Origin of the sequence: Thalassospira sp. (genome assembly GCF_030690045.1) — a bacterium.
Classification (GTDB): Bacteria; Pseudomonadota; Alphaproteobacteria; order Rhodospirillales; family Thalassospiraceae; genus Thalassospira.
This window is the reverse complement of the sequence record NZ_JAUYHK010000021.1, coordinates 117,923-132,328: the sequence shown is the minus strand read 5'-3', so window position 1 is coordinate 132,328 and position 14,406 is coordinate 117,923. Positions and strand designations below refer to the sequence as shown.

Annotated in this window: 11 protein-coding genes; 10 read left to right on the top strand and 1 reads right to left on the bottom strand. The window is 56.6% G+C overall.

What is annotated here, in order from left to right; all coding sequences use genetic code 11:
• From Q8O73_RS17905 to Q8O73_RS17860, 10 genes are all read left to right on the top strand, one after another.
• Entirely contained in the window at positions 1–1,098 is a 1,098-nt protein-coding gene (locus tag Q8O73_RS17905; RefSeq protein ID WP_305559566.1) for an ABC transporter permease, read from the top strand.
• A complete protein-coding gene (locus tag Q8O73_RS17900; RefSeq protein ID WP_305559565.1) occupies positions 1,098–1,877 on the top strand; it encodes an ATP-binding cassette domain-containing protein in 780 nt (259 codons plus the stop codon). The genes Q8O73_RS17905 and Q8O73_RS17900 overlap by 1 nt, the downstream gene beginning before the upstream one ends.
• On the top strand, positions 1,874–3,787 hold the full coding sequence (iolC, locus tag Q8O73_RS17895) for a 5-dehydro-2-deoxygluconokinase (protein WP_305559775.1): 1,914 nt from the start codon (positions 1,874–1,876) through the stop codon (positions 3,785–3,787). The genes Q8O73_RS17900 and iolC overlap by 4 nt, the downstream gene beginning before the upstream one ends.
• A complete protein-coding gene (gene iolD, locus Q8O73_RS17890; protein WP_305559564.1) occupies positions 3,784–5,613 on the top strand; it encodes a 3D-(3,5/4)-trihydroxycyclohexane-1,2-dione acylhydrolase (decyclizing) in 1,830 nt (609 codons plus the stop codon). The genes iolC and iolD overlap by 4 nt, the downstream gene beginning before the upstream one ends.
• Positions 5,614–5,616: 3 nt before the next feature.
• On the top strand, positions 5,617–6,522 hold the full coding sequence (gene iolE, locus Q8O73_RS17885) for a myo-inosose-2 dehydratase (protein ID WP_305559563.1): 906 nt from the start codon (positions 5,617–5,619) through the stop codon (positions 6,520–6,522).
• Positions 6,522–7,325, top strand: coding sequence for a 5-deoxy-glucuronate isomerase (gene iolB / locus Q8O73_RS17880; protein ID WP_305559562.1), 804 nt, complete (start codon positions 6,522–6,524; stop codon positions 7,323–7,325). Before iolE ends, iolB begins: the two co-directional genes overlap by 1 nt.
• A gap of 36 nt (positions 7,326–7,361) precedes the next feature.
• Positions 7,362–8,864 (top strand): CoA-acylating methylmalonate-semialdehyde dehydrogenase, encoded by a 1,503-nt coding sequence (locus Q8O73_RS17875; RefSeq protein WP_305559561.1) that lies wholly within the window; start codon positions 7,362–7,364, stop codon positions 8,862–8,864.
• Between the two features lie 13 nt (positions 8,865–8,877).
• Positions 8,878–9,870, top strand: a complete 993-nt coding sequence (gene iolG, locus Q8O73_RS17870; protein ID WP_305559560.1) for an inositol 2-dehydrogenase — start codon at positions 8,878–8,880, stop codon at positions 9,868–9,870.
• A gap of 154 nt (positions 9,871–10,024) precedes the next feature.
• On the top strand, positions 10,025–11,692 hold the full coding sequence (locus Q8O73_RS17865) for a cyclic peptide export ABC transporter (protein ID WP_305559559.1): 1,668 nt from the start codon (positions 10,025–10,027) through the stop codon (positions 11,690–11,692).
• Positions 11,679–13,307: a cyclic peptide export ABC transporter gene (locus tag Q8O73_RS17860; RefSeq protein ID WP_305559558.1), complete on the top strand. Its 1,629-nt coding sequence runs from the start codon at positions 11,679–11,681 to the stop codon at positions 13,305–13,307. Before Q8O73_RS17865 ends, Q8O73_RS17860 begins: the two co-directional genes overlap by 14 nt.
• On the opposite strand, the gene Q8O73_RS17855 is transcribed toward Q8O73_RS17860, so the two are convergent.
• Positions 13,308–14,378, bottom strand: a complete 1,071-nt coding sequence (locus Q8O73_RS17855; protein WP_305559557.1) for a diaminopropionate ammonia-lyase — start codon at positions 14,376–14,378, stop codon at positions 13,308–13,310. It abuts the gene before it with no gap.
• Between the last annotated feature and the right edge of the window lie 28 nt (positions 14,379–14,406).

Below are 14,406 nucleotides of genomic sequence, written 5' to 3'. Positions count from 1 at the left end.
ATGACGGACGAGCGATTAAAGCAAGTCTCAAGCCTCCGGCGTGCCATGATCCGGCCGGAACTTGGCGCAATTTGCGGAACCATTCTGGTTTTTGTGTTCTTTCTGATGATTGCGGGTGACAGCGGCATGTTCGCCCCCGAAGGCATTCAGAACTGGACCGTTGTCTCTGCCCAGTTTGCCATCATTGCGGTGGGTGCCTGTTTGTTGATGATCGCTGGGGAATTTGATCTGTCCGTCGGGTCGATGATCGGCTTTGCCGGGATTGTTATTGCCATCCTGTCTGTCCAGTGGGGTTGGCCCGTCTGGCTGTCGATTATCACCGCTTTTGTCATTTGTGTCGGTCTTGGCGCGTTAAACGGTTTTCTGGTCATCAAGACCGGCCTGCCCAGTTTTATCGTAACCCTGGCCTTCCTTTATATCCTGCGCGGCCTGACCATCTGGCTGTCGATCCTGACCACCCGCCAGACCATTATTGGTGGCGTGAAGGAAGTCGCCGTGGGCGACCCGCTGGCCTTTTTGTTTGGCGGTAAAATCCTGACCGGACTGTTTCAGTGGCTGGGTGATATTGGCGTCCTGCAAACCTTTACCCGTGGCACCCGCATGGGACAGCCGGTGGTGGATGGTATCCCGATGATGGTGATCTGGGCGATTGTTCTGGTAATTTTCGGGCACTGGCTTCTGACCAAAACCCGGTTTGGCAACTGGATTTTCGCATCGGGCGGCGATGCCCGCGCAGCTTTGTATGTCGGCGTGCCGGTCAATCGGGTTAAAATCCTGATGTTCATGTTTACCGCCTTTTGCGCCACTGTTTTTGCCACCTGTCAGGTGATTGAATTTGGCTCGGCCGCCGCAGACCGTGGTTTGTTGAAAGAATTCGAGGCAATCATCTGTGTCGTGATTGGCGGTGCCCTTCTGACCGGCGGTTATGGCTCGGTCATTGGCGCGGCCCTTGGTGCGCTGATTTTCGGGGTTGTGCAACAGGGCCTGTTTTTTGCCGGGGCTGAAAGTTCGCTGTTCCGGGTATTTCTGGGCACCATCCTTATTCTGGCGGTGATCATGAATACCTATATCCGCCGCCTGATCACGGGAGAACGCTGATGACCACGCCACTGATCGAAATGCAGAATATCGAAAAGCATTTTGGCCCGGTGATCGCGCTGGGCGGGGTGTCCTTTGATGTACGTCCCGGCGAATGCCATTGCCTTCTGGGGGATAATGGCGCGGGAAAATCGACCTTTATCAAAACCATGTCCGGTGTTCACAAACCCAGCAGCGGTGTCATCCGCGTCAATGGCACAGATACGGTGTTTGACAATCCGCGTGATGCCATGGCCGCCGGGATTGCGACGGTTTATCAGGATCTGGCAATGATTCCGCTGATGTCGGTGACGCGGAATTTCTGGATGGGTCGTGAACCGCAAAAGGGATTTGGTCCCTTCAAATCCATTGATTTTGACAAGGCCAACAAGGTCACGCTTGAGGAAATGGCCCGCATGGGCATCAACCTGCGCGAGCCCGATCAGGCGGTTGGCACCCTGTCGGGCGGCGAACGCCAGACGGTCGCCATTGCCCGGGCAGTTCATTTCGGCGCCAAGGTCCTGATCCTTGACGAACCGACATCGGCCCTTGGCGTACGGCAAACATCCAATGTTCTGGCAACCATTGACCGGGTACGCAAAACCGGGATTGGCGTTGTGTTCATCACCCACAATGTCCGTCATGCGATGGCCGTCGGGGATCGTTTCACCGTGCTCAATCGCGGCCAGACCCACGGCACGGCCGAACGCGGCCAGATTTCGCCCGAAGAATTGCAGGATTTGATGGCAGGCGGGCAGGAACTGGCAGAACTTGAAGGTTCGCTCGGAGGAACCATCTGATGGCCCTTGATGTCATTACAATCGGTCGATCTTCTGTGGATCTGTATGGTGCGCAGATCGGCGGTCGTCTGGAGGATATGGCATCCTTCAACAAATATATTGGCGGATCCCCCACCAATATGGCGGCAGGAACGGCACGGCTTGGTTTGAAATCCGCCCTGATCACACGGGTCGGCGATGAACATATGGGCCGTTTCATCCGTGAACAGCTTGCAGCAGAGGGGGTTGATGTCCGCGGCGTGATCACCGACCCGCAACGCCTGACCGCCCTTGTCATTCTCGGTATTCGCAATCAGGAACAGTTTCCGCTGATTTTCTATCGCGAAAACTGTGCCGATATGGCGCTGTGCGAGGATGATATTGATCCGGCCTTTATCGCCGAAAGCCGCTGCGTCACCGTGACCGGCACCCATTTGTCGCATCCGCGGACCCGTGCTGCCGTCCTCAAGGCACTTAATCTTGCACGGGGCAATGGTGCGCAAACCGCCCTTGATATTGATTACCGGCCCAACTTATGGGGCCTTGCCGGGCATGGTGATGGCGAAAACCGCTTTATCGCATCGGATGCCGTCACCAAAGAACTGCAATCGACCCTGCATCTGTTTGACATGATCGTCGGGACCGAGGAAGAATTCCACATAGCAGGCGGCACCACCGATACCCTTGCCGCCCTGCGGGCGGTACGCGCCCTGACCAAGGCGGTTCTGGTCTGCAAACGCGGACCGATGGGGGCATCGGCCTTTACCGGTGCCATCGGACAAAACCTTGATGACGGGATTTCAGGCCCCGGTTTCCCTGTGGAAGTTTTCAATGTTCTGGGCGCCGGCGATGGTTTTATGTCAGGCTTGCTCAAGGGTTGGCTGACCGGGCAGGATTGGCAAACATCCCTGAAATACGCCAATGCCTGTGGGGCCTTTGCCGTATCGCGGCATGGCTGCGCCCCCGCCTATCCCAGTTGGGAAGAATTGCAGTTTTTCTTTAAACGCGGCATGATCACCCCGGCCCTGCGTCATGACGGGGACCTGGAACAAATTCACTGGTCCACCAATCGTACCGGCGACTGGCCCGATATGCGGGTTTTTGCCTTTGACCATCGTATGCAACTGGAAGACATGGCCGATGAAGCCGGTGTGTCCCATGACCGTATTGGTGCGTTCAAAAAACTGTGTCTTCAGGCCACCCGCAAGGTCGCGGGGGATAAGCCCGGATATGGCATTTTATGCGATGAACGGCTGGGCCGCGATGCGCTTTATGATGCCGCAGGCAGCGGATTATGGATCGGTCGCCCTGTCGAATATCCGGGATCACGGCCCCTGAACCTTGAAATTGGCCCCGATCTGGGCAGCAAGCTGTCGGAATGGCCCCTCGAACATGTCGTCAAGGTTTTGTGTTTCTATCATCCCGATGACAGCGACGAGATGAAATCCCGACAGGAAGAAACCATCCTGCGGCTTGCCGATGCGGCACGGGCCAATCGGCTGGAATTCCTTTTGGAGGTAATCCCGTCCAAGGTCGCCCCCTGCGATGACCATACAGCGGCGGCAATCATCGCACGGTTTTATCAGATCGGCGTCTATCCCGACTGGTGGAAACTGGAACCGATGAAATCGGATGCCGCATGGCACCATGCCTGTGACATGATCACACGCCACGATCCCCATTGCCGCGGAATTGTCGTTCTCGGTCTGGATTCAACCGAAGACCTGCTGATCGACAGTTTCGCCACAGCCGCCCGTCATCCGCTAGTGCGCGGCTTTGCCGTCGGTCGGACCATTTTCGGGGCAACGGCACGGGCGTGGCTGGCGGGCAAGATTGATGATGCCACCGCCATCAACGATATGGCAGAAAAATACCAGAAACTGTGCATTGTCTGGGATACTGCACGGCAAAAAATCGGAGGAACGGCATGAAAACCCTACGCCTGACCGCAGCACAGGCCATGATGCGCTATCTGAGTGTGCAAAATAATGCCGATGGCGTACCGTTTTTTGGCGGATGCTGGGCGATTTTCGGCCACGGCAATGTCGCGGGAATTGGTGAGGCCTTGCATGGTATCGGCGATGCTCTGCCAACATGGCGTGGCCATAATGAACAGGGCATGGCACTTGCCGCCATCGCCTATGCCAAGGCCAGCAACCGCAAACGGACAATGGCGGTCACAACCTCCATCGGGCCGGGCGCGACCAATATGGTCACCGCCGCCGCCCTTGCCCATGTCAACCGCCTGCCGGTGCTGTTTGTGCCGGGCGATGTTTTTGCCAATCGCGCCCCCGATCCGGTCCTGCAGCAGGTCGAGGATTTTGGCGACGGTACGATTTCCGCCAATGACTGTTTTAAACCGGTCAGCCGGTATTTTGACCGCATCACCCGCCCCGAACAGCTTCTGACCGCCTTGCCGCGTGCGATGGCAACCCTGACCGACCCGGCCGATTGTGGGCCAGTGACGCTGGCCTTTTGTCAGGATGTGCAGACCGAAGCATATGACTGGCCCGAAAGTTTTTTCACTCCGAAAACCTGGAAACAGCGCCGCCCACGGGCCGATGCTGATCAGGTGGCCGATGCGGTTGCCGCCATTCGCGCCGCAAAACAGCCCATCATCATTGCCGGAGGCGGTGTGCATTATGCCGGGGCGTGTGACACTTTGCGCGAATTTGCCCATCGCCATCAGATTCCGGTTGGCGAAACCCAGGCGGGAAAATCCGCCCTGCCGTGGGATGATGAGCTTAATCTGGGATCAATTGGCGTTACAGGTTCCAGCAGCGCCAATGCCATTGCCGAACATGCCGATCTGATCATTGCGGTCGGCACCCGGTTGCAGGATTTCACCACCGGCAGTTGGTCCCTGTTTAAAAACCCGGACCGCCGCATTTTATCGATCAATGTCGCGGCCTATGACAGCAGCAAACACAACGCCATTGCCGTGACTGGCGATGCCAGGGTTGTGCTGGAAGACCTGGGCGCAGACCTTGGTATTCACATCGCCCGCCGCCCCGATGCCAAATTGAAATCCGCATGGATGGCCGCCGTCGATGAGGCCACCGCCATCCCCACCGGCAATCAGCTTCCGACCGATGCACAGGTGATTGGCGCGGTCCAGCGCAGTGTCGATGACAATGCCATTCTCGTTTGTGCCGCTGGCGGTCTGCCCGGTGAATTGCACAAATTATGGAAGGCCGCCAAACCCAACGGCTATCACGTTGAATATGGTTTTTCCTGCATGGGTTATGAAATCGCCGGTGGATTGGGCGTTAAAATGGCCTGCCCTGATCGGGATGTTGTCGTCATGGTCGGCGACGGATCCTATATGATGATGAATTCCGAACTGGCAACCAGTGTCATGCTCGGTCACAAAATCATCACTGTGATTCTTGATAATCGCGGTTATGGCTGTATCAACCGCCTGCAAATGGCAACCGGCGGCGAAAGTTTCAACAACCTTCTTGATACCGCCCGCCATGTGGTGCCGTCTGCGATTGATTTCACCGCCCATGCCGCATCGATGGGCGCAATTGCCGAAAAAGTATCGTCGATTGCCGAACTTGAAGCCGCAATGGATCAGGCGCGCAAGGCCGACCGCAGTTACGCCATCGTGATTGATACCGATCCCCTGCCAACCACACAGGCAGGCGGTCATTGGTGGGATGTCGCCATCCCCGAAGTTTCGGTTCGCCCAAGTGTGAACGCCGCCCGTCAGAATTACGAAACCGCGCTGAAAAACCAGCGCCCCGGAGATTGAAAAATGATCCTTTACGGCACCAATCCGATTGCATGGTCCAATGACGATGATCAGACCCTTGGCGCAAATATTTCGCTTGAAACCTGCCTGTCCGAGGCAGGGGAAATCGGTTTTGACGGCATCGAAAAAGGCCATAAAATGCCGACCGATCCAGTCGCGCTAAAGGCCGCCCTTGATCCGCATGGCCTGAAATTTGTGTCGGGATGGCATTCGTTAAACCTGCTGACCCATTCGGTTGCCGATGAAAAAAAGGCGATCCAGCCGCATCTTGATTTGTTGAAAGCCATGGGATGCAAGGTTTGCATCGTGTGTGAAACCAGCAACGCCATTCATGGCAACGACAATGCCGCCCTTGCCGACAGCCCGGTTCTTCCGGAAAATCAATGGGCAAAATTCGGATCGGACGTCGAAGAAATCGCGGCTTTCTGTGCCGATCAGGGTATCACGCTGGTCTATCATCATCATATGGGTACCATTGTCGAAAGCCCCGCCGAAATCCACGCTTTCATGGCCCATACCGGCCCGAAAACGCATCTGTTGCTGGATACCGGCCATGCGTGGTTTGGCGGGTCAGATCCGGCGGAACTTGCCGCACGTTACATGGACCGCGTGGCCCATATCCATGCCAAAAATGTCCGCACCGCTGTTCGTAAACAGGTCGAAGAACAAAAGCTGAGCTTTCTGGAAGGTGTTCGGCGCGGGGTCTTTACCGTACCCGGCGATCCCGAAGGCGGTGTGGCATTTGAACCGGTTCTGAAAATTGCTGCCGAACATAATTATAGCGGCTGGCTGGTGATCGAGGCCGAACAGGACCCGGCTGTCCGCAATCCGTTTGAGTATCAAAGCATGGGCCTGAAATCACTGCGTGCGATGGCCCGATCCACCGGACTGGACAAAGGAGACGCCTGATGGCCGACCTGCTGCGCAAGCCCATTGCCAAAACCGGCAAGGTGCATGACATCACCCCCCAATCGGCCAATTGGGGATATGTCGGTTTCGGGCTTTATCACTTAAAACCCGGCGAAACCGTGTCCGAGGCCACCGGGGATCGCGAAATCATTCTGGTGCTGGTCGAAGGCAAGGCGGAAATTGCGGTCGATGGCCATAATTTCGGCGAACTGGGCGACCGCATGAGTGTTTTTGAACGCAAAAGCCCGCACAGTGTCTATGCCCCCAATGACAGCACATGGACGGCAACGGCGACCACCGAGTGCACCCTTGCGATTTGTAGCGCACCGGGCAAGGGCAATTATCCGGCGCGTGTGATCAGGGACGTTGCGCTGGTTGAACGCGGCAAAGGGGCCAATACCCGTTATATCCATCCGATTGCGATGGAAGAATCCGATATCGCCGACAGCCTGCTGGTGACCGAGGTTTTCACCCCGCAGGGTAACTGGTCCAGTTACCCGCCGCATCGTCATGACGAGGATAAATTCCCCGACATGACCTATCTTGAAGAAACCTATTATCACCGTTTGAACCCCCGACAGGGTTTCGGTTTTCAGCGGGTCTTTACCGAAGACGGAACGCTGGATGAAACCATGGCGGTGGCGGATGGCGACGTGGTGCTGGTGCCCAGGGGGCATCATCCTTGCGGCGCACCTTATGGCTATGAAATGTATTATCTGAACGTCATGGCGGGCCCGATCCGCAAATGGCGTTTCCAGAATCATCCCGACCATGACTGGATTTTTCAGCGCGACAGCAAATAGTCGCCGCCAGTCCACACAACCAGATTAGGGAAGAAAATGTCAGAAATTGCCCATTACATCAATGGAACCCGCGTTGCCAGCACGTCTGGCCGCAGTCAGAATGTCTTTAACCCGGCAACCGGGGATACCGACAAAAAAGTCGCCCTTGCCAGCACGGCTGAGGTTGATGCAGCCGTTGCCGCTGCCAAGGCCGCATGGCCCGCATGGTCCAAAACCCCGCCACTGCGCCGGGCGCGTATTCTGGACCGGTTTAAAACCATCCTGTGGGAACGCGCCGATCAACTGGCCGAAGCCATCAGCGCCGAACATGGCAAAACCCATGATGATGCGCTGGGCGAAGTCACCCGTGGTCTTGAAGTTGTCGAATTTGCCACTGGTGCACCACATCTGTTAAAGGGCGACTTTACCGAAAATGTCGGCACCGGCGTTGACAGTCATTCAGTGCGTCAGGCACTGGGCGTCGTGGCCGGGATCACTCCGTTCAATTTCCCCTGCATGGTGCCGATGTGGATGTTCCCGGTCGCCCTTGCCTGTGGCAATACCTTTATCCTCAAACCGTCCGAGCGCGATCCGTCGCCATCGCTTCTGATTGCCGAATGGTTGACCGAGGCCGGTTTGCCGGATGGCGTTTTCAACGTTGTTCAGGGTGATAAAGAAGCCGTAGATGCCCTGTTGCACAACCGCGATGTCAAGGCGATCAGCTTTGTCGGGTCCACCCCGATTGCGCAGTATATCTACACCACCGGAACGGCAAACGGCAAACGGGTGCAGGCACTGGGTGGGGCAAAAAACCATATGGTGATCATGCCCGATGCCGATCTGGATATGGCGGTCAATGCCCTGATGGGGGCGGCCTTTGGTTCAGCCGGGGAACGGTGCATGGCGATTTCGGTTGCGGTTCCCGTCACCGATGCCGTTGCCGATGCGCTGGTTGCCAAACTGGTGCCGCAAATCGACGCCCTTAAAATCGGTCCGGCCGCCGACCGGGCATCGGAAATGGGGCCGCTGGTCACCAGACAGCATCTTGATAAAGTGCATGGTTATATTGATGCCGGTGAAAAGGAAGGCGCCAAAGTCGTTGTGGATGGCCGTACTTTCCGTCAGGACAAACAGGGTTATGAAAACGGCTATTATATTGGCGGCACCCTTCTGGATCATGTCACGCCCGATATGTCGGTTTACCGTGACGAAATTTTCGGCCCGGTTCTGTCGGTGGTTCGCCGTAACAGCTATCAGGATGCCGTCGATCTGATTCACAGCCACGAATATGCCAATGGCACGGCCGTTTTCACCCGTGACGGCGACGTCGCCCGCGCCTTCAGTCAGGATATCGAGGTCGGCATGGTCGGCATCAATGTGCCGATCCCCGTCCCGATGGCCTTTCACAGCTTTGGCGGATGGAAAGCTTCGATCTTTGGCGACCATCACATGCATGGCATGGAAGGTATCCGTTTCTATACCCGCCTGAAAACCACCACCACCCGCTGGCCTTCCGGACAGCGCACGGACCCTGAATTCACCATGCCGACACTTGGTTAAGGATACCAAAAACATGCTTGATATCGGATTGCTTGGCGCCGGTCGTATTGGCGTCACCCACGCAAAGGCCGTTCAATCGCTGCCCAATGCGCGCATTGCTGCTATTTATGACCCGATTGATGCGGCGGCGTCCGCCGCCATCGCCCTGACCGGGGCCAAACGCGCCAGTGTTGAAGAGATTCTGGCCGATCCCGCTATCGGAGCGGTAATCATCGCCACCCCGACCGATCTTCACGCCGACCAGATCGAATTGGCGGCCAAGGCAGGCAAGGCGATTTTCTGCGAAAAACCGGTTGACCTGAGTGCCGCACGGGTGCGCGAATGCCTGGAGGTTGTTGCCGATACCGGCACCAAACTGATGGTTGGTTTCAATCGCCGTTTCGATCCCAGCTTTGCCCGCGTTCAGGCCGAAATTGCCGCCGGAACAATTGGCGCGGTCGAACTGGTGCAAATCACATCGCGCGATCCAGGTGCGCCGCCTGTCGATTATATCAAACGGTCCGGTGGCCTGTTCCGCGACATGATGATCCATGACTTTGACATGGCGCGGTTCCTTCTGGGCGAAGAAGTCGCCGAAGTTTATGCCACCGGCGCAGTCCTGACCGATCCGGCGATCAAGGCGACCGGCGATGTCGATACCGCCACCGCCACCCTGCGCACCGCCAGCGGCAAAATGGCCGTCATCACCAATTCCCGCCGTGCGACCTATGGGTATGACCAGCGGGTTGAGGTACATGGGTCAAAAGGCATGGTGCAGGCCGACAATCACCGCGCCACATCCGTATCGATTGCCAGCAGCACGGGTTATACTGCCGAACCGTTGCTGGATTTCTTCATGCAACGTTATGCCGAAGCCTATCGCAACGAACTGACCACGTTCTGCAACATGGTCAATGGCGAAAACGTCGCCTTCCCGACCGGGCAGGACGGGTTAAAGGCACTGGAACTGGCCGATGCAGCCCTTTTGTCGCTTGAAACCGGCAAAAAAGTCATGATCGGCGGATAAATTTGTCGCCTTTATGATAAAAAACGGCCTGCCCTGTTTGGGGTGGGCCGTTTTGATTTCCGGGTGGTTCTGATATGCATGGCTGGACAGCAGGCAGGGCCATGTTTACAGTCGCCCAAATGTGACCGGTGCGCGTTGGGGAAATGGTAAACCGATGAAATTGCTTGATCTGCTGTCTTCTGGCGATCACAGGCTTCTGACCCGTCTGACGGTGTGCGCGGCCCTTTCGGGCGGCGGCAGTGCGGTTTTGCTGGGCATCGTCAATACCGCGGCCGCCGAAATCGTCGATAATGGTGTTGATCAGGTCGACTGGCTTTTGGCCGGAGCCTTTGCCGTTACCGCGACTGTCTATTTCCTGTCGGAAATTTACCTGATTGGCCGCATCGGCGCACAAGTCGAAACCGGCATTGACCGGGTGCGTGGCAATCTGCTGGATCTGATTGCGCGGGCCGACTTTGCCCGGCTCGAACAATTCGGTCAGGCCCGCCTCTATGAAAGCATCACCCAAAACAGTCAGACAATCTCGCAAAATTCGCCGGTACTGGCCATCGCCTTTCGGTCTGCCCTGCTGGTGATTGCGGTGATGTTGTATATTTTCTGGCTGTCCACACTGGCCTTTGTTCTGGTGATCACCGTCATTGCGCTAGGTACATTCATTTATCTGAAATCAGGCAAACAGCTTGGCGCGATTTATTATTCAGTCTGCGGCATTGAAAACCGGATGTTTGAACGGGTTGCCGACCTGTTTTACGGCATCAAGGAAGTTCGCATGTCATCACGCCGCAGCGCGGCCCTTGGCGCGGCTTTTGGCGACATTTCCGAACAAAAGGAAATATCTGGCACTGCCCTGCATGGATTGATTTTTCAACAATCGATCATTGGCATGGTCGCGTTTTATGTGCTGCTGGCCGTTGTGGTGTTTGTCGTACCTGTCTATTCCCCGGATTTCAGCGGATCGGTGATGAAAGTCAGTACCGCCGTTTTATTCATGATCGGCCCGATCAGCATGGTCGTGCAATCATGGTCAACATTGGGGGCAGCCGAAAATGCCGCCGCCCGGATGATCGACCTTGCCGCCGATCTGGAAAAAATGGTTGAACCGGTGGCCGATGGTGCGCCGATCACCATTCCGGATGATTTCAAAACCATTACCTTTCAGGATGTTGAATTTGCCTATGGCCGCGATGACCCGGCGCATGGATTTCATCTGGGGCCGATTGATATCACGCTTAAACGCGATGAACTGGTGTTTATCACCGGCGGTAACGGGTCGGGAAAATCCACCCTGATCAAACTTCTGACGGCCCTTTATCGCCCGGATCGCGGCCATATCACCCTTGATGATCTGCGCATCGGCCCGCAAAGCATTCCGGCATGGCGCGGTTTGATCGCCACGGTGTTTTCTGATTTTCATCTGTTTGCGCGGCTGTATGGCATGTCCGATATCAACCCCGACGATGCGGCATTCTGGCTGCACCGGCTGGAAATCGATCATGTTACCGCCATTCGCGATGGCCGTTTTGTCACCACCGACCTGTCGCAGGGCCAACGCAAACGCCTTGCCTTGCTGGTTGCCATTCTGGAAAACCGGCCGATCCTTGTGCTTGATGAATGGGCTGCCGATCAGGACCCGTATTTCCGGCGCAAATTTTACCACGAAATTCTGCCCGATCTGAAATCGCGTGGCATGATGGTGATCGCCGTCACCCATGACGACCATTATTTCGACGTCGCCGACCGCCGGTTCCATCTTGAAGGTGGACGTCTGGATGAAATCACCACCAATACCGCACCGGGAGGGTCGCAAAATGCTGCTGATTAAGCTGATCCGAACCCGGGCACGGGTCAGCCTGCGCGGGGTAATTGCCCTGTCGGCGTTGGCGGCAATTTCCACCACCCTGATCCTGATGGTCGTCAATATGGCCGCCGAACAGGCATCCAATGGGGATGTCAGTTTACGTCTGCTCGCCCTGATGGCGGTATCGGTTCTGGGTTTTGCCTGGGCACAAAAAAAGGCCAATCTGATTACCGCCCGCGAAGTTGAATATATCCTGCATGATATGCGGGTGCGGCTGTTCGACGGGGTACGCGCCGCCGGGCCGGATCTTTTGGCCCGCATCGGACAGGGGCGTTTGCAGTCCGCCCTGACCCAGGAAATGCAAAATATTTCCACATCCCTGCCGATGATTTTGATTGGCGTGCAACAGATGGTCATGCTGGTCTTTGTCAGTCTTTATCTGGCATCATTATCGGTCATTGCTTTTGTGATGATCGCGATTTTCAGCGCAGTCGCCGCCTTTGTCCATATTCATCGCATGCGCGCCGTTCTGGCCGCCGGACAAAAGGCCACCGCCGATGAAGGTCGCCTGTTTGGCGGATTGACCGACCTTTTACATGGTTTTAAGGAAGTCCGCCTGAATCGCACCCGCGAACAGGATTTGCTGACCGATCTGCATGGTTTTTCCCACGATGCCCGCACGGCCAAAACCACCATCAAGGAACAATGGGGGCGGGAATTTGCGATGATTCAACTCGCCTTCTATCTGATGATGGGAATGATGGTGTTTGTCGTGCCGATGTTCACCACCGATTATCACGACATGGCAATGCAAACCACCACCGCCGCCCTGTTCATGATCGGCCCGATTGGTGCTTTCATGCAAACCATCCCCGCCCTTGGCGATGCCGAAAATGCCCTGTCGCGCCTCAATGCGCTGGATCAGGAAATGCAGGATGAACTCGCCCGCGATCATCATGGCAGCGACAACACGGCGCAATGGCCGGCACTTGATCCCCGCGAAATCGTACTGCGCGATGCCAGTTTTGCCTATCGCGATCCGACTGATGGCCGGGGTTTTGCCGTCGGGCCGCTTTCCATCACCTTTCGGCGTGGTGAAATCAGTTTTATTACCGGCGGCAACGGATCGGGAAAATCCACGCTGATCGCCCTTCTGACCGGATTGCGCCCGGTGGCGTCCGGGGCGATTGCAGTGGATGATGTGGATATTGACCCTACCCGGATGCAATCATGGCGCGATTGCATTGCCACGGTGTTTTCCGACTATCATTTGTTTTCTGAACTTTACGGACATGAAGATATCGACCCGGATCAGGCCAACCGCCTGTTGCATCAGATGGAAATCGACACCAAGGTCACCCTGACCGGCAACCGTTTTTCCACCACCGACCTGTCACAGGGACAACGCAAGCGCCTGGCCCTTGTTGCAGCATTGCTGGAAAACAAGCCGGTTCTGGTCCTTGATGAATGGGCCGCCGATCAGGATCCGCATTTCAGGGCGTTCTTTTATGAAAAACTGCTGCCCGAATTGCGGGCGCAGGGCAAAATGATCATTTGTGTCACCCATGATGACCGCTGGTTCGACCGCGCAGATCATATCTATCACATGCGCGACGGTCAGATCGAAACGGTAAAATAATCAGGCATATTGCGGTGGCAACGGCCCTTCGCTATTGACCACCAGAACACAGCTTTGCCGGTTCAGCCCAAGACGGCTGCGCAGATCGGGGGACGTTGCAGCCTGCCACAATCCGGCAATGCCCGCCACCCCGGTATCCCCGGTGGCAAGGGGGGCATCGCCATTGACCCCGGCCATCATCGTGTCCTGCACCTGTTTCGCGGTATCGTCATCGACAATCACGCTGCCCACGGCAAGATCGCGCAAAATATCAAAGGCAGGCTTGCTGGGCCGCCCGCAGGATAACCCGACCATCCGGGTTGCCAGCGTACCGGGAACGGCAACCGGTTTACCCACCCGCAGGCTGGCATCAAGACAGGCAGCATTCGTCGCCTCCACCGTGATCACCGCCGGTTTGACGCCGCTGGCCTGCCAAAGTCCGGTGGCAATTCCGGCCGCCATGCCGCCAACGCCGCATTGCAGGAAAACATGCGATGGCTGCGCCCCCGCATCCTTTAACTGTCTGGCGGCTTCGATCCCCAGAATGGCATATCCCGCCATGATCGCCCGTGTCACCGTCAGATCACCGGTATAATCGGTGTCGGTCACCAGCAAAACGGACGGGGTTTCGGCATCACGTTCGGCGGCCAGAACCGCATCGTCATAGGTCCCCTCAACAACCACAATTTCCGCCCCGGCATCGCGAATGCGCTGCGTCCGACCAACATCGATATCGCGCCCGACATAAATCCGGGCATGACAGCCAAACCGCGCCGCCGCCCATGCCAACGCCAGACCATGATTGCCATCGGTCGCCGCCACGGCGGTATAGTTACCGCAAGCATCACTGCCCGGTGGAACCCCGTGATCATCCAGCATCATCAACAGGCCATAGGGTGCGCCCAACGCCTTGACACCGCCCAGGCCGAACCGTTCGCTTTCATCCTTGATCCACACCGCCCCGACATCCAGCATTTTCGCCAGACCGGGCGCAGACAATAGCGGACTGGGCCGGTATTCCGGCCACCCGCCCATTGTCGCCTGCGCCTGCGCAATACAATCGCGGCTCAGAATCGCCGTTTCATCCCCCACAATTGTTGCATCGGCAGGTCTCGCATCC